General features: G+C 37.1%; 16 protein-coding genes, 1 tRNA gene and 1 pseudogene. 11 read left to right on the top strand and 7 right to left on the bottom strand.

Annotated elements, in window-relative coordinates:
* Positions 1–202 precede the first annotated feature (202 nt).
* The 9 genes from ACH63V_RS04915 to ACH63V_RS04875 all read left to right on the top strand — a co-directional run bounded on the left by ACH63V_RS04915 (position 203) and on the right by ACH63V_RS04875 (position 13,249).
* A complete protein-coding gene (locus ACH63V_RS04915) occupies positions 203–616 on the top strand; it encodes an antiterminator Q family protein (protein ID WP_396462905.1) in 414 nt (137 codons plus the stop codon).
* 287 nt (positions 617–903) lie between these two features.
* Positions 904–1,059, top strand: a complete 156-nt coding sequence (locus ACH63V_RS04910; RefSeq protein ID WP_396462904.1) for a Com family DNA-binding transcriptional regulator — start codon at positions 904–906, stop codon at positions 1,057–1,059.
* A gap of 183 nt (positions 1,060–1,242) precedes the next feature.
* Entirely contained in the window at positions 1,243–2,811 is a 1,569-nt protein-coding gene (locus ACH63V_RS04905) for a hypothetical protein (RefSeq protein WP_396462903.1), read from the top strand.
* 217 nt (positions 2,812–3,028) lie between these two features.
* Positions 3,029–5,560, top strand: a complete 2,532-nt coding sequence (locus ACH63V_RS04900) for a hypothetical protein (RefSeq protein WP_396462902.1) — start codon at positions 3,029–3,031, stop codon at positions 5,558–5,560.
* 80 nt (positions 5,561–5,640) lie between these two features.
* On the top strand, positions 5,641–7,743 hold the full coding sequence (locus tag ACH63V_RS04895; RefSeq protein WP_396462901.1) for a hypothetical protein: 2,103 nt from the start codon (positions 5,641–5,643) through the stop codon (positions 7,741–7,743).
* Between the two features lie 147 nt (positions 7,744–7,890).
* The gene (locus ACH63V_RS04890) at positions 7,891–8,112 is read left to right on the top strand and encodes a holin (RefSeq protein WP_396462900.1); all 222 of its coding nucleotides are present in this window, start codon (positions 7,891–7,893) and stop codon (positions 8,110–8,112) included.
* On the top strand, positions 8,112–8,666 hold the full coding sequence (locus ACH63V_RS04885) for a lysozyme (RefSeq protein WP_396462899.1): 555 nt from the start codon (positions 8,112–8,114) through the stop codon (positions 8,664–8,666). The genes ACH63V_RS04890 and ACH63V_RS04885 overlap by 1 nt, the downstream gene beginning before the upstream one ends.
* Before the next feature lie 93 nt (positions 8,667–8,759).
* Positions 8,760–10,793: a hypothetical protein gene (locus ACH63V_RS04880; protein WP_396462898.1), complete on the top strand. Its 2,034-nt coding sequence runs from the start codon at positions 8,760–8,762 to the stop codon at positions 10,791–10,793.
* Positions 10,794–11,152: 359 nt separating this feature from the next.
* A complete protein-coding gene (locus ACH63V_RS04875) occupies positions 11,153–13,249 on the top strand; it encodes a hypothetical protein (RefSeq protein WP_396462897.1) in 2,097 nt (698 codons plus the stop codon).
* A 211-nt stretch (positions 13,250–13,460) separates the two neighbouring features.
* Here the strand turns inward: ACH63V_RS04875 and ACH63V_RS04870 are convergent.
* The 3 genes from ACH63V_RS04870 to ACH63V_RS04860 form a co-directional block, all read right to left on the bottom strand.
* A tRNA-Arg gene (locus tag ACH63V_RS04870) sits at positions 13,461–13,537 on the bottom strand.
* A gap of 101 nt (positions 13,538–13,638) precedes the next feature.
* A complete protein-coding gene (locus tag ACH63V_RS04865; RefSeq protein WP_396462896.1) occupies positions 13,639–14,262 on the bottom strand; it encodes a hypothetical protein in 624 nt (207 codons plus the stop codon).
* A 153-nt stretch (positions 14,263–14,415) separates the two neighbouring features.
* Positions 14,416–15,102, bottom strand: coding sequence for a 3'-5' exonuclease (locus ACH63V_RS04860; protein WP_191028966.1), 687 nt, complete (start codon positions 15,100–15,102; stop codon positions 14,416–14,418).
* Between the two features lie 246 nt (positions 15,103–15,348).
* On the opposite strand from ACH63V_RS04860, the gene ACH63V_RS04855 reads away from it, so the two are divergent.
* Positions 15,349–16,578, top strand: a complete 1,230-nt coding sequence (locus ACH63V_RS04855) for an alpha/beta fold hydrolase (protein WP_311069322.1) — start codon at positions 15,349–15,351, stop codon at positions 16,576–16,578.
* A 108-nt stretch (positions 16,579–16,686) separates the two neighbouring features.
* On the opposite strand, the pseudogene ACH63V_RS04850 reads toward ACH63V_RS04855, so the two are convergent.
* Positions 16,687–16,764: pseudogene (locus ACH63V_RS04850) on the bottom strand (hypothetical protein); the annotation flags it as partial.
* Between the two features lie 60 nt (positions 16,765–16,824).
* Between ACH63V_RS04850 and glyA the strand changes: the two are divergent.
* Complete coding sequence (gene glyA / locus ACH63V_RS04845; protein ID WP_191028968.1) at positions 16,825–18,078, top strand: serine hydroxymethyltransferase; 1,254 nt, start codon at positions 16,825–16,827, stop codon at positions 18,076–18,078.
* 42 nt (positions 18,079–18,120) lie between these two features.
* Here the strand turns inward: glyA and ACH63V_RS04840 are convergent, their stop codons facing one another.
* From ACH63V_RS04840 to adeF, 3 genes are read right to left on the bottom strand one after another with little or no spacing between them, the layout of a single operon-like run.
* Positions 18,121–19,569 (bottom strand): efflux transporter outer membrane subunit, encoded by a 1,449-nt coding sequence (locus ACH63V_RS04840; RefSeq protein WP_396462895.1) that lies wholly within the window; start codon positions 19,567–19,569, stop codon positions 18,121–18,123.
* A gap of 12 nt (positions 19,570–19,581) precedes the next feature.
* Positions 19,582–22,761, bottom strand: a complete 3,180-nt coding sequence (adeG, locus tag ACH63V_RS04835) for a multidrug efflux RND transporter permease subunit AdeG (protein WP_396462894.1) — start codon at positions 22,759–22,761, stop codon at positions 19,582–19,584.
* A 6-nt stretch (positions 22,762–22,767) separates the two neighbouring features.
* Entirely contained in the window at positions 22,768–23,988 is a 1,221-nt protein-coding gene (adeF, locus tag ACH63V_RS04830; RefSeq protein ID WP_311086895.1) for a multidrug efflux RND transporter periplasmic adaptor subunit AdeF, read from the bottom strand.
* Positions 23,989–23,994 lie beyond the last annotated feature (6 nt).

Below are 23,994 nucleotides of genomic sequence, written 5' to 3'. Positions count from 1 at the left end.
GTGCTTTGGTGGTATTTAAGAAAAGTCGAAAATATTAAAGATAAAATTAATTAAGTGTTTTTAATATTATTTAATTAATAGTAGGTGATATTCATATAATTGAAAATATTAATTTTATATTTAAGATTTAGTTAATAAGTTATCGCACTACAGAATACCTGAGGAAGTTAGTTTAAAATATTAATGTGAGAGAGTTTTAAAGATGAATGCAAAATTTAATAATAAAACTATCGATTGGGCTAAACGTTCTGCTCATCAGTGGTTGGAACAATATGGTTTATGGGTAAGGTCTGCGAAGTTTAAAGTTTCAGTAAATCCTTTAGCCCTATTAATTGATCAAAATGACACAACTAGAGTTAGAGCAAGCAAGGTATCAATACCTTGCATTATTGAGGATTTTGAAGCTGTTGAAGTAAGTAGACTTCTAGCAAAAATGCATAATGATAAAAGAGAGTTTTTACAAGAAAGAGCTTGGTTTTTAATACTTTACTATGAAAATAATTGGTCGTATCTAACAATTGCTAATATACATAAATGTAGTAAAGCAAAGGTTCGTGCAGAAATTGATAAAGGTCTTGCATATCTAGATGGAAAAATAGACGTATTACAGGCTTGACAGTGCAGCATAGTTGGGGTATATTTGTGTTATAGTGGGACGAAGTTATAGTCAAACACTAAGAAATTTTAAAAAGCTCATCATTCGATGGGCTTTTTTATTGCCTAAACAAAACTCGGTATCTTTAAGATCCGAGTTTTTTCATTTTGTAAGACCGGGAAAGGCATATTGTGGTAACAATATGCTGATTTCATGATTGCCTATATTGTCGGAAATAAGCCCAACTATCATGTACACGATAGAAAAAGGCTAACAAAATTAAAAAGCTTTTGCGTAGGAAAAAATAAATGAATTTAATTGAGTATAAATCATGTGGGCGTTTATTGGCCAAAGGAGAATATAAAACTTTGGAAATTAAATGTCCGCGATATAAAACACTCAATTTTATGAGTATTGAGAATGTCAAACTAGATTGCCTAGAGCAACTTAAATCTAAGCCCTAACAATCTGTTGGGGTATTTTTTTGCATTGAGGTAATTGTGAGTAATTTATTAAATCAAATTAATGCAGTTGAAAATACTATTACTAAAGTTGAATCGATAAATGATTTATTTCAACTTGAAAAATGGCAGGTTAGAGCTGTTTACGCTAATTCATATTATCCTAATTTAAATTAGTGAGGAATTATGGAAAATTTATATTTTAATACCATACAAGAACTTATCAATTATCCTAGTCCTATAAATAATCAAATGGCTTTTGTCAGTAGTTATACTGGGAAAAATAAATTTGGTGGTGGAAGTTTTATTTATATATCTAGTTTATGGAATATAAATGATAATGTTTCTGTCTTTAACGGTTGGTCTAGAATTAATATTACGCATGTCGATCCATTCATGGCTGGTGCCATAGGAGACAATATTTCAGATGATTCGATTGCTTTACAAAAAGCATTAGAATATGCACGAGAATTGAAGTTAGCCCTAAAAATTAATGGGACATTTGCTACTACAAGAGCATTGATACTACAGTCATGGGACACTATTGTGGGAGAGGGGCGTCTTATAAGCCGTATAAGAAAAATTGGTAATTCAGTTGAAAATTTATCTGCTAGACAAGCACCTGAAAAACCAACTGGTACTTTAGATAATTATAATGTTGATGCATGTCTTATATTTTATCCTTGGGAAAATAGTTATGCTGAAGCAATTACTGTAAAAGATATTCATTTCAGCTCTAATGAGTTTGCTGATAACAAGGGGGCATCTTATGGTTTATATGCACCTAGACATTCCCGATGTGTTACGGAAAATCTACAGTTTGATAATGTAAGAATTGGTTTTTTTACAAAAAATCTTTTTTTAAATAAACATACCAATTTTACTTCTATTGCGGGCTCTCTAGATAATTTGAGTCAAGGGCGTTCAGGAATGATTATTTATGATGGAGAAGATACAACAACAGGTACTTCCAATACTTTCGAAAGATTCTTGTTCGTAAATTATGAAAGGGGGTATGAAATTTCAAATCTTCAAACTTCAAAGTTTATTTGTTGTTATGGTGAGCAAATTAAAAAAAATAGAGGAATAGATGATACTCAAACTTTTTTAATTTCAAATCCTTACAATTTAGTATTTGATTGTTGTGGCCAAGAATCAAGTTATGGAACTCCCTTATATATTACGGCATCTACAAATGCACCTATTAAAAGATCTATAGAAATCAATAGCTTCCAAGCGAGATGGGGAACGAATGGAACGATGGTCAGTGATAAAGGAGTGAACCTTGTTACTGTAACGGGTGCAGATTTAGAGGTTTCTTTAAATACCTGTACTTTTATCAAAGGTAATGAAGGGTTTATTAACGACTTTTTATTTGTATCTGGTGGAGCTATAGTTTATGAAAAAGCTTGTACTTTAGGGGAGTTAGCTCCACAAATTACACCTTCTTCGAAATTCTTAAGTTTAAATTCTAGTTTTTTAACTTTTACAAATAGTGGAATTAGTCATCCTACAAAGATTATTACTGATGATTTGAACAATGGATTTAATTCTACGAGTGGAGTATTTATTTGTTCAATTCAAGGTGCAACAGTAAATATTCCCCCAATAATTGATTCAGCTTGGGGCACTAGTGTGTATTATGGTTTAAATAGTACACAAGGCACTCAAATACTCTACTTAACTAATTCTAATAAGGTTTGGAAGAGAACAAAATTAAGTAATAGCAACATAGGATCATGGGAGCAAATTTGACAAAGTTTATTTGATTTAAAAATTCCTTTTAACTTTTAGAAAAGTTCATTTATTCAATGTCACCTACGGGTGATTTTTTATTTTGATAGACCTCCTTATGGGCAATTGGTTCAGCGAGCCATTTCTCATATATAACAACGTTGATAAAGCCTGCATTAATTGCGGGCTTTTTCTTTTTCATAAACCACGAAATTATCTTTAAAATCGGAGTAAATTCATGAGTAATAAAATTCAACCCGCATTTCCATTATTTACTGATATTGATGGGCTTCCATTAGATGCAGGCTTTGTTTACATTGGTGAAACTGGCAAAAATCCTGAGGTGTATCCAGTTCCTGTTTTTTGGGATGAGGACTTAACGATCCCAGCAGAACAGCCAATCCGTACACGGAATGGATATCTTTCTTATTATGGAGAGGCTGGGAAGTTATATGTTTCAACTGATCATTGTTCAATTACAATTTTAAATAAAAATGGAAGATTAGTTCATACTGATTTATATACCGATTTAGCAATTACACAGAGTAATTTCTCAGAAAAGTTGCGTAATCTTACTGTTAATGTTGAGTCAATAGATGAATTACTTAAGCTGGAGAAATGGGATGGTAGAACCGTAAATGTAAAATCTTACCATTCTGGAGTTAATAAGGGTGGCGGTAATTTTATTTACATTGCTTCACGTGCTGATGAAAATGATGGTGGCATCTGTATAAATGGTTGGATTCGTCAATTAGAAAATAATGTATTGAATCCATTCATGTTTGGGGCATACGGTGATTTTGTACCTAAAGCACAAGAAGTTATCGAACGTCAAAGTGGTCATAATGATGCAGTTGCTTTCCAGAAAATGTACAACATGAATAAGTACACGATTTTCAGCAACATTAGTAAACTACCTCCTGAAAATAAAGCTCAATATACTTTTGAGTGGGGAAATGCGATGTTCTATTTAGAAGATTCGCTGCCGTTACGTTCATATCAGTTCACTGATTGTAAGGGGGGTAAGATCTTCTTCAATCCTGTTGGAAGCAAACATTTATTTACTACACCACGTCAAGAAATGGTTGATGCATATCAAGTAAATACTGGATGGAATACGCAGACAATTTGCTATGCAACTTTTAAAAATGGGGTAATTGTCGGGAATATAACTCACGATTCAGTTGTACATGCTGATAAATGTTTCGATTTTGCAAACCCCTATAAGTGTGTTTTAGACAACATTCTTATAGAGCGTTTCGCTGTTGGTGTTCATTTATACCCGTTAGATACTTCAGCATGGACGGGTGGTTCGAGAATAGGGAATTTTTATGAAAATGAACTTAGAAATATTAGTGTTCATGAATGTATTAATGGTGTTATTAACTCAGCAAATGCAACTCATGCATCTAATTTGACAATTGGTGGTGGCTATATTGTAGGAGGGGAGTATGTAAATAAATTCAACTACTTGCTGGTTAACGGTGGTGCTGGATTTAGTTGTACGGGTTTTAATATTGCACCTGCATATCGTCAAAATATGAAGAATGCTTTGATATACGATGGTTGTTTGGGATCAAGTTATACAGGTGGTTACACTGAGTGGTTTGACATACTTTTTGACCTTGAGATTCAAAAAAAATTCGGTGGTTTTAATTTCCAAGGTTCGCATGTATTTAAAGAGTCAAAGGATAAAGTTGTTAGATTTAAAAATAGCTTTTCAAGTTTTAATTATGCGACTTATACAAGAAACAATCTTCCTGATGTAGTAAATAATCAGTTTATAAACACAACTGGAATGAACATTGGAGGAAAATGTGAGCTAGTTAAAAATTTCTTTAAATTCTTGCCACAATATGATTTTAAATATGGGTTGTATGGCGTTAATGCTTCACCAGGTCTTATTGTTGATGTTAAACGTTATGAGCGGATCTGGACTGGTTTTACATCAAAATATGGTATTCGCGTGCTTAATTTTGAAAATGCTGAGAAGAGCTTAATTTTTCCAATTGACTGTAAAAATATTAATGCTCAAGTCGCTGTTCTGTATCGCCCAATTTCTAATTTCTTCGCTGAAGATATTAAGCTAAATGTTCTTGAATTTAATGGTACGAACAAAAGAATTACGATTGCTGAAGATGTGATTGATTATGGCAATGGTTGGAAGCTTGCAATTGTCAAAAACATTAATGAATTAGTAAATACAAGTGGTGATCTAGTAATCTCATTACAAGCGGGTGCTCAAGTGGAAATTGAACATATTGGAGCTTACAGTATGGATGGTTATCCACTAATGCCTAGTTATGTTAATTATGAACCTAAAATTAATAGCGATTACGATAGGCTTGTAAATAATACTACAAGTGGAGGCTCTATTTTCGAAGGTGATACTACCGATAGATTTTATGTGCTTAATGGCACTAGTATTACAGCGGCAAGTAAAAATCCTCGTATCTGTACAGTAAGTGGAACACTTCCAGCAGACGTATCACAAACTACAGATGTCGTAATTGATACTTTTATGAATCAAATTTTGTTTCAAAATAGCCCTTCTCATGCAATATCGAATGTAGGTATTGGATGTGTGCTTATCGGCACACAAAGTGGTAAAGAGCTAAAATTGAGAACAGTGCTACGAAATTTTGATGGCACGATCTTCAATAAAAATCTTGAAACACTTCCGGTTGACGATTCTGGTGTATTAGCAACAGGCTATATTCTATTGCATGGCACTAATAATATCAGACCGCCACTATACGCAAGTCTATAAATAATAAATTGAGCCCGCATTAAATGCGGGCTTTATTATTTTCACAACCCATAAAAATTTTCTAGAACTGGAGCAAGTTGATGAGTAATAAAATTCAAACCCCATTTCCATTATTTTCGGATATTAATGGACTTCCATTAGATGAAGGCTTTATTTACATTGGTGAAACTGGTAAAGATCCTGAAGTTTATCCAGTACCTGTTTTCTGGGATGAGAACTTAACAATTCCTGCAGAGCAGCCTGTCCGCACACATAATGGATATCTTTCTAACTATGGAGTTACTGGGAAGTTATATATTTCAAATGATGAGTGTTCAATCACGGTTCTAAATAAGAATGGCACTTTAATTCATGCTGATCTATATGCAGACTTAGTAATTACTCAAAGAAATTTAGCAGAAAAGCTTCGCAAGCTAACCGTGAATGTTGAATCAATAGCCGAATTACTTGAATTAGACAAGTGGGAGGGTAGAACAGTATATGTAAAGTCATACCATTCTGGATTAAATAAAGGTGGTGGCAATTTTATTTACGCTTCTTGTCATGCGAATGTAAATGATGGGGGGGGATGTATCAAAGGTTGGGTTCGCCAATTGGAAAATAATATTGTAAATCCATTTATGTTTGGTGCTTATGGTCTTGAATCAAAAGATGCTATCTCAAATGCATCAAGCCATGATGATAGTGTGGCTTTAACAAATTCAATTGGCTACACAATTACTAAAAAAGCAATACTTAATGGGCAAGGAGAAATTTTTGGCTGTCATTCTGTAAAGCTTGATAGCAACCTGAGATTTAGAGATGCAACTCTTGTATGCAATAAATTTGATACAGACCTGATTTCTGTTCTCGAATGTACATCATACAACGACGACCCACGCTGGTTGGAAAACGTTTATTTAGAAAATATTCACATTGACGGAAAACGTGAGCTACACACAGCAATCAAAAGCACAACAACACAAGAAGATGGTGGTCGCTCTGGTTTTCGATTTATTCGCCCTGTAAACGGTCTGACGATGATCAATTGCACTGCAAATAACTGTGCTGCAGATGGGATTGTATTGTTTCCCCATGGTAATCAATCTTCTATTAATGGCACTGTACGTAATGTATTTCTGAAAAATTGCGTATTTAACGGGAATCGCCGACATGGCGGGTCAAGTAATTCAGTTGATGGTATGGAATTAAGTAATGTTACATGTAATGGAAATGGATTAGATATTGATCCTAATGCGCCTCTTGATAGTGGTCTTCGAGGTGATCAAATGCAGGGGCAGGTATATGGGAGTGGTTGGGATTCCGAAGAATATGCAACAGATGTAAGAAGTACCAACGTTCGCTTGTTGAATTGTATTATGACAGGAAATGCAAGAAGTGGAATTCTGTTCCTAACGGGTTCTTCTTCTTCTCTAGTCAATAAAGCAGTCATTGAAATAGTTGGTGGCTCTTATGATTCTGGCGTTGGTCCTAGTCATGACTCATATGCTATTCTTGCTACTCCATTTACATGGAATTATTCATCAACCAAATTACTTTCTATTCACAAGGTTAATTTAAATGGGGCTGATATTGGAGGTCGAGGGGTTGATAATTTTGTCGTATCTAACCTCATTAATGTAGGCACAGCTCGCGCGCTAGAGTTGACGACGATGTACGCTACAGGTAGCTTTGTTGCTACAGCGGAAGCCTCATCGTCAGTCGTGAATAAGACTTTTACACCTAATTCTAATAACTTTAATTATGCAAACAATCTGATGCAGATCAATACTTCAGCTTTAGCTATGGAACTGCGCGGTGGGATTAGCGATCAAGCAGGCGGTATGTTTAAAATTTCTGCCACTGCTGGTTCCGAACGGGGTTCTCTAAGCTTCAAGATGAACCTAAATTCTGGCGGTACTGATTTATACTTCTCTCACTTTGGGCAAGATAAGCTAATATTCACTGACTCAATTGTGCGACCAGTAATGAATAACGGATACTCTATTGGCCATGTAGATTTTAGATATTCCGACTCACATGTTACTAATGCACATATGTATCCACCAGCAACCAATACGCCAATTTTTGGTGGGGAAATGGTTTTCGAGCTGACAAGCAACACTGAGCTAAAAGTAAAAGTTATGGGTTCCGATGGTGTTGTAAGAGCGACGACTCTAACTTTAATTGACCAAAAACCTTAGGTTTTTAATAATTAATATTTAAAGAAACATCATAAGCCCTACTTATAAATAAGTTAGGGCTTTTTTATTAATGAAAATTAGTGGAGAGTCATGCAAGAATATGAAAAAACACTTATCTCACTATTAGTTGTGGGAGGACTTATTGGTATGGGACGTCTGTTAGTTTCGAATGAGCCATTATCATGGCGTATGATTGTTGGTCGAACCATCTTAGGATCTGCGACCTCTACAATAGCGGGCTTAATTTTAATTCAGTTCCCCGATATCTCTCCTGTTGCATTAGTTTCGATCGCATGTGCTTTGGGTATTTTAGGAAGTACATATATTGAGGAATACCTAAAGAAAAATATTAATAAGTGGGGGAAGTAATGACCTTTAAAAACATCTTTAATGCTGCCTGCAACTTAGTAGGTGATAAGCTTAAACACAGACAAATGAATGAACTTAATGGACCCGATAGCTGTTTTACATTAGGTAAAAAGAATATAAGTCAAGTAGGTATTGATTTGATTGTGAGCTTTGAAAGTGTTGAGCTTAAAGCCTATGACGATGGGGTAGGAGTTTGGACTATTGGTATTGGAACAACAGTTTATCCAAATGGTATAAAAGTTAAAAACGGTGATATTTGCACACTTGAGCAGGCAAAATCATACTTTAAATATGATCTCGCTCACTTTGAAAATACTGTAAATAAATCGGTCACTGTTCCTTTGGCTCAAAACCAATTCGATGCTTTAGTATCGCTGACTTATAATATTGGTAGTGGAGCTTTTAAAAATTCAACATTACTTAAAAAATTAAATCTTGGTGATTATAGAGGAGCAGCTGATCAATTTCTTTTATGGAATAAAGCAGGTGGGAAAGTTCTGCAAGGTCTTGTTCGTCGACGTACAGTAGAGCGTGAACTCTTTATAAAGAATTAATTCAAGATATAAAAATATTAATAAAGCCCGCATTAAATGCGGGCTTTATTATTTTCACAACCCATAAAAATTTTCTAGAACTGGAGCAAGTTGATGAGTAATAAAATTCAAACCCCATTTCCATTATTTTCGGATATTAATGGACTTCCATTAGATGAAGGCTTTATTTACATTGGTGAAACTGGTAAAGATCCTGAAGTTTATCCAGTACCTGTTTTCTGGGATGAGAACTTAACAATTCCAGCAGAGCAGCCTGTTCGCACACATAATGGATATCTTTCTTATTATGATGCTATAAAAAATATATATACAGTGAATGATAGATGTTCTATTTCGATTCGTAATAAGGATGGGAACTTGGTTGCTACGAATCTAGATGCTGATGTGATGTTCTCAATTAAAGATAAAGTTGGATCAGTTAATAGTATATCTGATCTAAAGACTTATTCTCCCGTTGTAGATAATCATATAGTTTATGTAAATGAAATTGGTAAACACTATACTTATTATGTATCGACCTCTGAAATCGAGAATGGCATCACTAGTGTTAAATCACAAATAGATATTGGTAGTTGGTTAATGGAGATTCCGGATGCCTATTATGCATCATGGTTTGCAAAACCAAATGAAATCATTGACCAATCGTTAAAGTTGCAATTAGGACACGATTTTGCAGTTTCAAAGAATAGACCTTATATAATTGATGGGGTTTTCTACGTAGAGGCAAATCAATATTATATGGGAGTTGAAAATAATTCATTTATTGTGCGAGATAATGCAAAAATCACATTCCTCCCCGAAGCAAAATTTATTCAGATCAATCAAAATAAGAATCAAACAAATATTATTCTATGTATGAGGAATAAGAATTTTACAATTATTAGTCCGAAGCTTATTGGAGATAGATTAGAAAATACTTCTTTAGGTCATACATCTGATGCACAAGGTTTTGGATATGGATTAACTTTGTATGAAGCTGAAAATGGTTTCATATTCGAGCCACAAATATCGCAATCTCATGGGGATAATATTTATATAGGAAAGCCATGGGGAAGTAACCAGAATTTATTACCTAAAAATATTACAATTGTTCGTCCAAATTGTGATCATGCAAGACGTAATTGCATAGCTTTAACGGCTTGGGATGGAGTGAAAATTATTGATCCAGTTCTTTCTTATGCTGGTGATAGTGATGGAATAACAGGTGCTTTTCCAAAATCATGCATAGATATTGAGCTTGAGAACGCCGAAGGCTTCTCAATTGCTCAAGGTTATAACGGTATAATTACAAATCCTAAATGTTTAAACGCTAATAATGGAGTATTTTTCTATTGTAGTTATGATGATCGTAGTTTTGATATTCATATACAAGGTGACTTAGTACTAAACGGAATTACTACAATAGGTTTAGGAATGTTCCATGGATCTAATAATTGTACCGGAATGGTTAAAATAGACAATATTAAATATCTATCTAGTATGTATCAGGAAATTGTTTTAGCTTGGCATAAAAACTCAAACTTAAAAGTTGAAATAGATCATATTTATCCGATTGCTAATGATAAAGCTTTTGAAATTGCTAGCTTAAATAATGGCAGCTTTTCAACTAAAGTTTTAGGAAATGTCACTATTAATAATATTCACACTATTGGATTTACACCATTTATTTGTGATGTTGGGGCTGATTATAAAGTAGATGGTTATAGATTCTATGTAGCAAATGATGGTAAAAATGGAATAACTTATTTCACAAATAAGACAGATTCTCAAGCATCGCTTAGTGGAAAAGATACTTTTATTGATTCAAAAGATAATTTTATTCATTCGGGATTTTCTGCATCAAGTATAAAAATGCCTAATGAAATATGGCATGATCCGTCTATTTCTTCCTCTGATGCAAATTATATAATGACTGCTAATGACTTTAGAGTCTTAAAAATAGGATTAGATTATAATACTTCAATAATTGGTAATGGATGTAATATTAATGGATTAAATCTTTTAATCGATGGTGTTACAAAGACTCAGGCAAAAACTCTAACTTTGGGTGGCTGGATTAAGCTACAGAACATGAGTGGTGGACGAACAAAAATCTTGGATTCATTTGGAACATGGATTTTTAGTTAATTCTATTACTTATAGAGACAATTGCAGGCCCTTTGCTTCGATAGCTTAGGGCTTTTTTATTTCCAAAAATTACAGGATGTCACTAATGAAAAATAGCCAAATGAGATCACATTTTAGAGAAGAGTATTTCATTTTAACGTGTAATAGAAAAATTTATATGAAACAGTTTTTTATAATAAATGTATTTTTTATATTTCTAAGTGTGAGACGATTATAAATATCAGTACTTCGAAAGCTGGTATTTTAAAATGTTAATCTTATGAAAATTAAGAGTATAAAAGAAACTAGCTCGATTAACAACTACTTAAAAAGCATTCAAATTGGGTGATTTATTTATATTTTATATTTAGGAGAGAAATATGTTTGAAATTCAGCCTACATTCGGAGAAGAAATTAAAAATTATATAATTCAAGTTGAGTCAATTGATGAGTTACTTAATCTTGAAAAATGGGATGGTCGTTCTGTATATGTAAAATCTTATCACGTAGGATTAAACAAAGGCGGGGGAACTTTTATTTATGATACCGCATGTGCAAATCAAAATGATGGTGGTTTGATTTTAAATGGATGGGTTCGGGCGTGGGATACATACATTACGCCTGAAATGTTCGGTTGTAAAGGTAATGGCATCGATGATGATTATGCAAATTTAATTAAATGTTTTACCGCACTCTCTCCAGTTCCAGAACTGATTTATGATGCAAATTTTGAACAGCATAAAGCAAAAAGTGGAACTCTGATGTTGAGTAGCGTAGTTTATCGTCATACTAAACCATTACGTTTACCGGCAATGATGGATGTTTTGTCGAGCGGTGCAATGAATTATTTTTTAGAGCCAGACATTATAACAAATAATAACCATCCATGCTTTTATTATGATGGGGCGGATTTGGAAGTTGCAGCAGTATATTTACCCTTATATTTAAATAATGGAAACGGTACTTGGTCATTAAATAATAATAGTACTTATATTGCAAATATTGGTGACGCAGCAGAACGAAGCATGTCTGTTAATACTAAATTTCGTTTTAATGTGATCACAAGACGGAATACTAAAATTGGTGTAAATCTGTATGGTCACGAAGGAGGTGAGGCTGAATTGGGAGTTGGGACCATGGGAACTTGGGCATCAGATCAGACGGTGGCTACGGATATGCAATCCCAAGATTATAACTATGATGATCTAAGTCCGCGTTGTGGTATCTATGTTCGCCGAGCATGGAATGGGAAATTAACTCGACCAAGAGTTATAGCTCACAAAACAGGTATTTTTCTTGGTAGACATTCTGCTGGGTATATTGTTGATCAAGCTTATGTAAATAGACAACTTGATAAACATATAGATGCTTTAGGATTGCAGTCGGAATTCATAGCTGATGGAATTCCGCCTGCTAAAAATGTGACATGCGGTATTGTAATTGATGAGTTTAATGGCACTTTAAATAACCCTATCACAGAGCATTGGGGAGTCGCATATATGATTGCATCCTCTGGAATAACGCTCAATAAGCCCCATATTGAAGGGAGTAATTTGATAATGAATAATAATTTCATTGTGTACAATTCTAAGATTAATGTAAATGATTGGTCTGGAATTCGTTCGATGTATGGTCGGAATGGGACTTCAATAGTTTATTCAAATGGAATGAATAAGGCACAGGGTGATTATTTTAAATTAAATGGAGCGGGTTACTATGCTGATAATTCAGAATTTATTATTGTTGATGGATCGGGATATGATGCAAATTACAATTATGCTTTTTTGTCTATTGAGAATATTCCCCATGATAAATTAATTGGAGCATGTTGGTTCTCTGATTCTCGTTATATTAAAAAAATCAGCGGAATACCTGATAATTTTTACACTATTTATGTAAATCCATTGGTTGTAAATAATGGATTTGGAGTTGGTCAGACGAGTGCAATCAATAGCTTAAATAAATTAGATGAAACAATTCGCTTACTCGATAAAGCATGGAATGGTGTTGTTGAGTTGGTAGTTAGTATTCAAGAAACATCAAAAGTTATTATTAATAGTAATATTAAAATTTCTTTCAATATGAATGGGAAGATATTAGAAACGATGGCAGGAATTGCTTTTAATGGTAATGTAGATGTTTCTTTTTATGGTGCTGGTATATTGAAAGCAACAGGAACAAATTTATTCTTAAACGAGTCTTATTTGAAACGGCATCAAAGTTTTAGTTTTTTTGATGGTATTGCATTTCAAACAGATCATTATATTCTACAAAATATTAGCTCATCATTTTTAGATTTAAATGTAAATATTAATAATTCAGATTTATCATTATCAGTTGGAAAATATGTAAATGTTGGTGATGCACTGGGTTCAGTTGACTTGTTTGTTAAATCATTAACCCGTAATATCTTATATGACTCATCGCCTGTAGATAATGCAACAAATAGCCTCGTGCGTAGTAAATTTTTAAATTGACTACATAATAAATCAAAAAAAGCTAGGAGATAGCATATATGAACGAGAGAAAATAAAACCATTTTTAAAAGAAGATTGATTTAACTCCAGAAAAAATCTGCTACTAATTATAAAATAGTATTTTTTGAAGAAGAAAAATTACTACAACACAATGGATAACTGATCCATTACTTTGAAGTTTAGTTAAGTCTCTGATTTTTAAAAAAATAATTGGTGCGCCCGGCGGGGATCGAACCCACGACCCCAGGCTTCGGAAACCTGTACTCTATCCAACTGAGCTACGAGCGCACATGTGTGGGGCACATCATAGGAAAAAAACACTGGTAGGTAAAGCACGAAATACGTACCAAGTGAGTTTAATGCTTAATTAAACAGCAGCTTGTTCTATTTTAGATGCGTTGTTGAATAAGCTGAATTGAATAATTAATAGAATGAAGCGTATGTGCTAGCTCATGAGGAGGAATACGTGACTCCTGTAAACTGGTAATCCATTGCATTTGGCACATTTTAAGTTCTTGAAGCGTTTTGATTTGCTCTATTTTTTGAATCAGTGGTTTTGCCATAAGGCCACAGTACTGGCTCAAGCTTTGTTTCATTAATAGTTGTATTTCTTCAAAAGAGAGTTGTTGAGCTGGAATAGATGGCTGGTCATTTTCTATATTTGGAGAAGTCACAGACGTTGATTGAGGAATCTGAATTTCTCCAATTAAATCATTACTTTTATTCTCATCAATATTTTTCTGATGTACTTCTTTAGTCGTTATAGATGTCTCTGGGGGAGATATTTGTTCGGTCAATTCTGAATAACTTTCGTTAGAAGTAGCAATGAGTTTTAAGTCAATGAGCTGTTGAATTAGCTCTGGTGGGGCAATCCGTTTCTTAAACTCGGGATCGAGGCTTTGAAAATCTTCATGGTCTATTAATAGAAGTAAACGTCTTTGTTTTGCATTTAACGTGATATTACGTTGTTGAAGCGCAACTCTTCCCAAATTGGTTCTATAAAAACCAGACATTGTATTTCCCCAATATAAAAAATGAAGCAGCCTGTTTGAATTTTTCTATCAAACAGTACCGTTCTTAATAAAATATAAATGGGGTTAACGATAAAACTCAAAAATGACAATATGATGAAGAATTTATGAATATCATCTATTTAAGTTAAGTCTTTAAAATGCGCTTTCTAGAGCCTTACGTAAATAGACATCTAGCTCGTCTTGACGTAGAAGCCATTGAATATAATCTTTTGGCAGTTCAGAAATTGCCGTACCTTTATGCTTGCCAAAATTAATAGTCGTGGGGATACGGGCTTCTTCAGAAACTTGGTAAAGCTCTTCAATATCTTGAATATTTAAATGATAGATAATATGCATCAAAATATTGGCAGTTAAAATAATGTCCGCATCGGCACGGTGTGCACCTTTGAGTAATTCTCGCGCTTTACTGCTGCCTTGAGAAATCATATAAATGAGTGCAGAGATGTTGTGAGCTTCAGCATCTGGCCAAGCTTTACGTGCTAAAGCTAGAGTACAAATCGGTTTGATATGAGATACATCAACGCCACAACGAGCAATGGCAGCAATATCATAATCAATGTTATGACCAATAATATAAGTCGTGCTATCCGGTAATTGAAATGTTTTATAGTGAGGCTGGTTTTCTAGGTCAGACTCCAAGATGTGGTGGACCGCCATTGCAGCATAAGAGATCGGAGCTCCCACCTGATAGAGCTGATCAAACAATTTGCTTTTATCTAAAGTGAGTTTACCCGCATTAAGTTCAATGGGAGCGTATGCAATTTCAATAGGCAAACCATTTAGTGTATGAGTTTCTGTATCTAAAATAATGGCTTGCATCTTTTGAACCTTTAAACAATTACAAGTAACCATCAATGTTAACAGTTGGCTATCTACTTTAAAACATGGAGTAAGGCTAGATAAGCTATCAAATGCAATTTATGTTAAAAAGTAGAAAATTTAGCTGCTCATTTTGATTAAATATCACTTGCGAAAAATGAAGATTAGGCGTAATTGTTTGTAAGACATTTAAAATGTTCATTAAAAAGTAAAGCACAACAAAAATCGAATTTAAGGGATATATCAATGAAAATGAAACTGTTCATGACCAGTGTTCTTAGCACAAGTTTATTGTTGACGGCATGTGGAGATGGAAGTAGTGATGACAGTCCGGCAACTACTGATCCATCTGGTGCACCAGCCAATAATATTCAAAACCCAGTGGTTAAGGTAGATGCTTATACAAGTACTAACTTAGGATCAGTTGCTGCTGAAAGTAGTATTTTAACTTATAAAATGTTAGGTCAAAGTGGACAAGAGGTGCAGGCAACCAGTTTAGTATTTACACCAACGACACCACCACCAGCAGGCGGTTGGCCAATTGTGGTTTGGGCACATGGCACGACAGGGGTTGCAGATGCATGTGCACCGAGTAAATCAGCGTTAACAGACAGTACTAAAGATTTAATTAGTAAACTCCTTGCAGCCGGTTATGTAGTGGTTGCTCCAGATTATGAGGGCTTAGGAACCGCAGGCATACATCCATTCTTAAATGTTAAAAGTGAGGCTTATTCAATTACTGACGCCGTGGTTGCAACACGCAATTATTTATCTCAACGTAATTTATTAACTTCGAACAAATGGGTCACCGTAGGTCACTCTCAGGGTGGGCATGCTGCATTGGGCGCTGCACAATATGCAAGCCGTGCACAGCTAAACTATAAAGGTACAGTAGCGGTAGCACCAGCTTCTAATTTAGGTTTCATTTTAACTGCAGGAGAACAAGCCGTTGCCAATGCAACTTTGGATAAAAAGATTCCGATGTATGCACAGCTTGATACATATACTGCTTTAGTTACAGCCGGCATCCGAAATACACAGCCAAGCTTTGATTATTCACAGGTATTTACTTCACAAACAGCAAGTACTGCACAGCAGGCAGAAACGATTTGTGCAGGGCCATTGGGCCAAGCCTTGGCAGTTAATATGCAAACCTACGCGGCAACACATAGCGGCACACTAGATGGTTTTACGCGTACACAACCTAACTTTATGGCTGTGCCAACCGTAAAAACATTCTTAGATAAAGATTCTCAACCTCTGCAGACAAAAGTATCTACACCAATTATTATTTATCAGGGGTTAGCTGATACAACGGTTCCTAAAGTAGCGACTGATATTTTGATATCTAATGCCACTGTCGTGGGCACAAAAATTAATAGCTATGTAACGGGTAACTGGGACCATGAGACGGCAATGAGCAATAATGTAGATAACATTGTTGGGAATGTGCAAAACTTGTTGTCAGCTCAATAAGAGTAATTGATATTTAAAGTTTTTTTGTTGTTTTGAGAAGCTAAATTTAACTTTAGAAAATTATTAAATAAAAGTTTTTTAAGTGTTTATAAATTATTTTAGATTTGATGGCTCATTTTTTATAAAAATTGAGCCATTTTTATTTAAAACTGAGCTAACTTGATTCTGTTTAATTATAAAGTTCATGCTACAATATGCCGCAATCTTAGCACGGCTTAAAAGCCCTAATTTATAGGACCCCCGCTAATGTTTGCCAATATTTCCATTTCTGAATTTGATCCAGAATTAGCTCAAGCTATTGCTTCTGAAGGTGAGCGTCAAGAAGCACATATCGAGTTAATTGCATCTGAAAACTATTGCTCTCCTGCTGTGATGGAAGCGCAAGGATCAAAACTTACTAACAAATACGCAGAAGGTTATCCAGGCAAACGCTATTATGGCGGTTGCGAGTATGTAGACGTTATTGAGCAAATGGCGATTGATCGTGCTAAAGAACTTTTTGGTGCCGATTACGCAAACGTTCAACCACATGCTGGTTCACAAGCTAACTCTGCTGTTTATTTAGCACTTCTTAACCCAGGCGATACAGTTTTGGGTATGAGCTTGGCTCACGGTGGTCACTTGACTCACGGTGCAAAAGTAAGCTTCTCTGGTAAAACTTATAACGCTGTTCAGTATGGTTTAAACTCTGAAACTGGCGAAATCGATTACGAAGAAGTTGAACGTTTAGCATTAGAACACAAGCCGCGTATGATCGTTGCTGGTTTCTCTGCTTATAGCCGTGTTGTAGATTGGCAACGTTTCCGTGACATCGCGGACAAAGTTGGCGCTTACCTTTTTGTTGATATGGCTCACGTTGCAGGTCTTGTTGCTGCTGGTGTATATCCAAACCCAGTTCAAATTGCTGATGTAACAACAACAACGACTCACAAAACACTTCGTGGTCCACGTTCTGGTTTAATCCTTGCGAAAGCGAATGAAGAAATCGAGAAAAAACTTCAATCAGCTGTATTCCCTGGTAACCAAGGTGGTCCATTAATGCATGCGATTGCTGCTAAAGCAATCTGCTTCAAAGAAGCAATGTCTGATGACTTTAAAGCTTACCAACAACAAGTTGTGAAAAATGCTCAAGCAATGGCTGAAGTATTAATCGCACGTGGTTATGATGTTGTTTCTGGCGGTACAGACAACCACTTATTCTTGTTATCTTTAATCAAACAAGACGTAACTGGTAAAGATGCTGATGCTTGGTTAGGTGCTGCTCACATTACTGTGAACAAAAACTCAGTTCCAAATGACCCACGTTCTCCATTTGTAACTTCTGGTATCCGTATCGGTACTCCAGCAGTAACAACTCGTGGTTTTGGCGAAGCTGAAGTTCGTGAACTTGCTGGTTGGATCGCTGACGTGATTGACAGCAAAGGTGATGAAAAAGTTATTGCTGATGTAAAAGCGAAAGTTGAAGCTGTTTGTGCAAAATTCCCTGTATATGCAAAATAATTTGTATGTATAAAAAAAGCGCCGTAAGGCGCTTTTTTTATATTAATTATTCCAACCCCCACCTAAAGCACGGATTAAGTTTACACTTGCAATGATTTGGCCACCTTTAAGCTGAGCTGCCAATTGTTCTTGTTGCAAAATAGTCCGGTCGGAGTCAATCACATCAAGATAGCTAATCGCACCTTCTCGATAGCGTAGATGAGACAGGTGATTTGCATGACGAGACGATGAGAGTGCTTGGTTTTGTGCCTGAATTTGCTGATCAAGAATACGTTGATCGGATAAACCATTTTCAACTTCACGAAATGCGTTTAGTACAGTTTGTCTATAGTTGGCGACACTTTCTTCATAAGCTGCTCGTGCTTGAGCAACGCCTGCTTTACGTTGTCCGCCATCAAATAATGGTAAAGACAAAATAGTGCCAGCGACTGGACCAAGCAAGAACGTACGGCTCGACCATTTACCCAACTCGCTTAAACTTGAAGATTCATAACCTAAGGCACCCGTTAGATTAACTTTCGGAAAAAAAGCTGCACGGGCAATTCCAATACGCGCATTATCTGCTGCCATAGCACGTTCAGCAGCAGCAATGTCAGGTCGTCTTTCAAGTAAACTCGAAGGTAAACCAGCCGGAAGGCGAATACTGTTTGTAGTTAAAGGTTGAATAGCTAAGCTAAAGTCAGCTGGTGGTTTTCCTAACAATACTGCAAGTGCATGCTCTGCATTAGCCCTACTACGAGCAATGTTCAGTGCATTGGTTTGAGCTGTAGCAAGTTCAGTTTGTGCACGAGAAACGTCTAATTCACTGACCAAACCATTCTTAAATCGGGTTTGAACGAGATCTCGTGTCTCACCAAGTAACTTAATAGTACGAGTATAAATTGCTTGTTCAGCATCAAGCTGGCGAATGAGAAAATAACCTTGCGCAACATCGGCCTGTAACGCTAAAAGTGCCGACTGATATAACGCTTCTTGCTGTTGTAGATCCGCTGTTGCTGCATTAACACTACTGGCGATACGACCAAATAAATCGAGCTCATATGAAACATTGGCTTGAGCACGCCATAAAGTTTGTGCAGATGTATGAGCATTGTCATCTAATCCCAATGAAGCAGGAGAGGGTTTTTGACGAGTTGGGCCAAAGCCAGCACCAATACTTGGCAAACGTTCGGCTTGTGCAGCCGAGCGTATTGCACGTGAAGCCTGAATATTGGCTGCCACCGCTTTAAGATTTTGGTTGCTGGCAATCGCTTGTTGTTCTAGCTCATTCAATTGAGCATCATTAAAAACACGCCACCATTCACCTCGAACTTGCTGATCGGCAGGTTGAGCAATTTTCCAATTATTGTCTTCAAGTTTTGGGTCAGACTCTTTAAATTTGACTGGAACTATCACTTTTGCAGGTTGATATTCCGGAGCCAAAGAGCAGCCTGCAAGAAGCAGGCTCCCTATGAGTGAGGACAATAACAAGCTTTGTTTTGCTGTAGTCATCAAATGTCCTCCTTAATGGTCATGTGGGGTAGATAAAGGCGCTTCATGAACTGCCGCCGAATGCAATTTATGTTTGCTATTCAATGTACGAATCAGGACATAAAAGGCAGGAGTCAGGAATAAACCAAAGAAAGTTACCCCGATCATTCCGAAGAACACTGCAACACCCATGGCATGACGCATTTCAGAACCTGCGCCAGTTGAAGTAACCAGTGGGACTACACCCATAATGAATGCAATAGAGGTCATTAAAATTGGGCGTAAACGTAGACGACTTGCTTCAACTGCTGCTTTAAAGGCAGTTGCACCTTGCATTTCGAGTTCTCGAGCAAATTCAACAATCAAGATGGCATTTTTACAGGCCAGCCCGACCAGTACCATCAGACCGATTTGGGTAAAGATGTTGTTATCTCCACTGGTGAGCCAAACCCCAGTGAGGGCAGCCAAAATTCCCATCGGCACAATTAGAATTACAGCTAAAGGTAAGGTTAGGCTTTCATATTGAGCAGCTAAAACCAAGAACACCAGTAATACGCTAATTGGGAATACCCAGAGTCCTGCATTACCAGCCAAGATTTTTTGGTAAGTTAAATCTGTCCATTCAAATTTGATACCACGCGGTAGAGTTTGAGCAGCAATACGTTCAACCGCAGCTTCTGCTTGGCTAGATGAATAACCCGGTGCAGGCCCACCGTTAATATCGGCTGATGTATAGCCGTTATAACGAATTACCATTTCTGGACCATAAGTTTGAGTTACATTCACCAATGAAGATAACGGCACCATTTGTCCGGCACTGTTACGGGTTTTAAGCTGCAAAATATCTTCAGGATTAGCACGGAAAGGGGCATCTGCCTGTGCTCGAACCTGATAAACACGTCCAAAGCGGTTAAAGTCGTTAACGTACTGAGAGCCTAAATAAATCTGCATGGTGTTGAAAACATCTGTTACAGCAACACCTTGTTGTTTGGCTTTTACACGGTCCAGATCTACGTTTAGTTGAGGTACGTTAATTTGATAACTTGAGAACATTGGACCCAGTTCAGGAGCTGATTGTGCTGCTTTCATAAAGTTTTGAGCAGCATCATTCAAGGCTGAATAGCCTAAGGTACCTCGGTCTTCAAGTTGAAGTTTAAAGCCGCCCATGGTCCCTAAGCCCATCACGGGTGGTGGTGGGAAAACCGCAATATAGGCATCTTGAATAGCTGAGTATTTCTGGTTGAGTGCACCAGCAATTGCATTGGCAGATAAGTCTTTAGCCTTACGTTCATCGAATGGCTTTAAGGTTACAAAGACAATACCGGCACTCGAACTGTTGGTAAAACCGTTAATTGAGAGGCCAGGGAAGGCAACAGCACTTTCCACACCAGGTTGTTTAAGTGCCGTATCACTCATTTTACGGATGACCGCTTCAGTACGATCTAATGATGCGCCATTTGGTAATTGAGCAAAGCTAATCAAATATTGTTTGTCCTGCGCAGGAACGAAACCGCCCGGAACAATATAAGAGATACCAACGGTTAAACCTAAAAGCGCAGCATAGACACCCATTGCCGAAGCTTTATGAGAGATAACACGACTTACGCCTTTACCATAGTTGTCCGACGCTCTAGTAAATACGCGGTTAAATAATGCAAAGAAACGTCCGAATACACGGTTCATAAGGCGTGTTAATGCATCAGGTTTAGCATCATGTCCTTTTAGTAACATGGCAGCTAAAGCAGGAGATAGGGTAAGGGAGTTAAATGCCGAAATAACAGTTGAAATGGCAATGGTCATGGCAAATTGTTTATAAAATTGCCCTGTTAAGCCTGTCATAAAAGCAAGTGGTACGAACACGGCAACCAGCGTTAAAGCAATGGCAATAATCGGTCCGCTCACTTCTCGCATGGCACGATAAGTTGCATCTCTTGGACTTAAGCCAGCTTCAATATTCCTCTCGACATTTTCGACGACCACAATGGCGTCATCGACCACAATGCCGATGGCAAGTACCATCCCGAACAGAGAAAGCGCATTGATCGAGTAACCAAAAGCAAGCATGAGCGCGAATGTACCAATAATTGAAACTGGTACAGCAAGCAATGGAATGATTGAAGCACGCCATGTTTGTAAGAATAAAATAACAACCACAACAACCAGTGCAATCGCTTCAAGTAAGGTATGAACAACCGCTTTAATACTGGCACGTACGAACTGAGTCGGGTCGTACACAATGTCGTATTTAATCGAAGATGGGAAATCTTTTGAAAGTTCTTTCATTGTGCTACGCACTTGATCAGAAACTTGTAAAGCATTAGCACCCGGTGCTTGGAAAATTGGAATGGCAACCGCTTGTTTATTATCGAGTAACGAACGTAAGCCGTATTGTGAAGCTGCAAGTTCAACACGAGCAACATCACCCAATCGGGTAACCGCGCCATCAGGGGCAGTTTTTAAAATAATATCTGCAAATTCTTGTTCAGTGGTTAAACGACCTTGAGCATTGACCGAAAGCTGCAAAGGTGAATTACTTGGCGAAGCACCAATGGTACCAGCGGCTACCTGAATGTTTTGTTCGCGGATTGCACTCACAATTTCAGTTGCTGTGAGATTACGTTGTGCTACCTTTTGTGGGTCGAGCCACACACGCATTGCGTAGTCACCAGAACCAAATAAACCGACTTCACCTACACCTTGTAAACGAGCCAAACGGTCTTTTACGTTGAGCACCGCGTAGTTACGCAAGTAGGTCATGTCATAGCGATTATCTGGTGAAGTCAGATGCACAACCATGGTTAAAGTAGGCGAGCTTTTTAAGGTAGTGACACCTAAACGCTGTACGTCTTCAGGTAAACGAGGCATGGCCTGAGACACACGGTTTTGAACCAATTGCTGAGCTTTGTCTGGGTCAATACCGAGCTTAAAGTTCACTGTAATGGTTAAGTTACCGTCACTGTTTGCCTGAGACTGCATATACAGCATGTCTTCAACGCCGTTGATGGATTCTTCAAGCGGAGAAGCAACAGTTTCAGCAATGACTTTCGGGTTTGCACCTGGATATTGAGCACGTACCACCACAGATGGTGGAACAACTTCGGGGTATTCCGAAATCGGTAATTTAAATACCGACAGTAAACCGGCAAGTAAAATCAGTACTGATAACACACCAGCAAAGATCGGCCGATCAATAAAGAATTTAGAAATATTCATATGTGATTAACCTTTTGCCGGAGTTGATGTTTTATCTGTTGGCTGAGGTTGAGGAGTAGTGCTGCTCGCAGTGATTTGCGCATTTGGCATAGGAACAAGATGAGGTGTAACAGGGTCACCCGGACGAATCCGCTGTAAACCATTTACCACAATACGATCACCCGCTTGTAATCCGCTATTCACGATTTGCAAGCCATCTTGTTGGGCACCGAGTTTTACTTCGCGGTAAGCAGTTTGATTTTTCGCATCAACTACTACGACAAAACGTTTATCTTGATCGACTCCAACTGCGGTTGGGCTAATCAAAATTGCTGAACGAGGTTGACCACCACCTAAACGGATGCGTGCATATAAACCCGGCAATAAAACTCCGTTTGGATTGTCAAAGGTTGCGCGGACACGAATCGTACCTGAGGTGGTATTTAAGTTATTGTCGATTGAATTGATCGTACCTTCGCGAGTAAAACCTGTTTCATTGGCAAGTCCCATATAGACAGGAACTTGTGCTGAGTTACGCTGGTTGCTGATGTATTTTAGGTAAGTTTGTTCATCAACATCGAAAGATGCGTATAGGCGTGATACTGATACTAAACTTGTTAAAACCTGTGCGCCGTTACCTGCAGAAACCACATTACCAACGGTTACTTCGGCGCGGGAAATTCGGCCGCTGACTGGTGCAGTAATACGAGTGTATTCCAGATTTAAACGTGCAGATTGAACGGCTGCTCTAGCGGCTTGAAGGTTAGCATTGGCTGATCGTGCATCATTTTCTGCCAAATCTAACTCTTGGCGAGAAACAGCATTACTCTGAATTAAACGTTGAATACGAGAAAGGTTAGAACCCGTATATGTTACTTGTGCCTCAGCCGAAGCAAGTTGAGCTTTGGCTCGATTGAGTTCTGCTTCGAAAGGACGCGGGTCAATGGTAAATAGTAAATCGCCTTTTTTAACAAGACTGCCATCTTTGAAGTGTACGGAAATGAGTTTACCTGAAACCTGTGGCCGAATATCGACTTGATCGATTGCTTCTAAGCGACCGGAATATTCTTGCCAATCGGTAATGGTTTTGCTGATGACATTAGAAATATCAACAGTTGCAGCTTGTTGGGCACTGGTCGGTGCAGCTTTTGCATCGGCATTTTCATGTAAAAACATAAAACTGCCCCCTGTAGCCAAAATAGCGACAAAGATGGCAGACAGTGCGAACTGTTTGCGAGAAAATGACATGAGGTG

The organism is Acinetobacter sp. ABJ-A23_2 (genome assembly GCF_044538765.1).
Lineage (GTDB): Bacteria > Pseudomonadota > Gammaproteobacteria > Pseudomonadales > Moraxellaceae > Acinetobacter > Acinetobacter nosocomialis_A.
This window is presented reverse-complemented; position numbering and strand designations above follow the sequence as displayed.

Bases quoted from the DNA above. Each gene is read 5' to 3' on its own strand.
- ACH63V_RS04895 (WP_396462901.1), top strand. From the start codon at position 5,641: ATGAGTAATAAAATTCAAACCCCATTTCCATTATTTTCGGATATTAAT.
- adeF (WP_311086895.1), bottom strand. From the start codon at position 23,988: ATGTCATTTTCTCGCAAACAGTTCGCACTGTCTGCCATCTTTGTCGCT.
- ACH63V_RS04915 (WP_396462905.1), top strand. From the start codon at position 203: ATGAATGCAAAATTTAATAATAAAACTATCGATTGGGCTAAACGTTCT.
- ACH63V_RS04855 (WP_311069322.1), top strand. From the start codon at position 15,349: ATGAAAATGAAACTGTTCATGACCAGTGTTCTTAGCACAAGTTTATTG.
- glyA (WP_191028968.1), top strand. From the start codon at position 16,825: ATGTTTGCCAATATTTCCATTTCTGAATTTGATCCAGAATTAGCTCAA.
- ACH63V_RS04900 (WP_396462902.1), top strand. From the start codon at position 3,029: ATGAGTAATAAAATTCAACCCGCATTTCCATTATTTACTGATATTGAT.
- ACH63V_RS04905 (WP_396462903.1), top strand. From the start codon at position 1,243: ATGGAAAATTTATATTTTAATACCATACAAGAACTTATCAATTATCCT.
- ACH63V_RS04875 (WP_396462897.1), top strand. From the start codon at position 11,153: ATGTTTGAAATTCAGCCTACATTCGGAGAAGAAATTAAAAATTATATA.
- adeG (WP_396462894.1), bottom strand. From the start codon at position 22,761: ATGAATATTTCTAAATTCTTTATTGATCGGCCGATCTTTGCTGGTGTG.
- ACH63V_RS04890 (WP_396462900.1), top strand. From the start codon at position 7,891: ATGGGACGTCTGTTAGTTTCGAATGAGCCATTATCATGGCGTATGATT.
- ACH63V_RS04865 (WP_396462896.1), bottom strand. From the start codon at position 14,262: ATGTCTGGTTTTTATAGAACCAATTTGGGAAGAGTTGCGCTTCAACAA.
- ACH63V_RS04860 (WP_191028966.1), bottom strand. From the start codon at position 15,102: ATGCAAGCCATTATTTTAGATACAGAAACTCATACACTAAATGGTTTG.
- ACH63V_RS04840 (WP_396462895.1), bottom strand. From the start codon at position 19,569: ATGACTACAGCAAAACAAAGCTTGTTATTGTCCTCACTCATAGGGAGC.
- ACH63V_RS04910 (WP_396462904.1), top strand. From the start codon at position 904: ATGAATTTAATTGAGTATAAATCATGTGGGCGTTTATTGGCCAAAGGA.
- ACH63V_RS04885 (WP_396462899.1), top strand. From the start codon at position 8,112: ATGACCTTTAAAAACATCTTTAATGCTGCCTGCAACTTAGTAGGTGAT.
- ACH63V_RS04880 (WP_396462898.1), top strand. From the start codon at position 8,760: ATGAGTAATAAAATTCAAACCCCATTTCCATTATTTTCGGATATTAAT.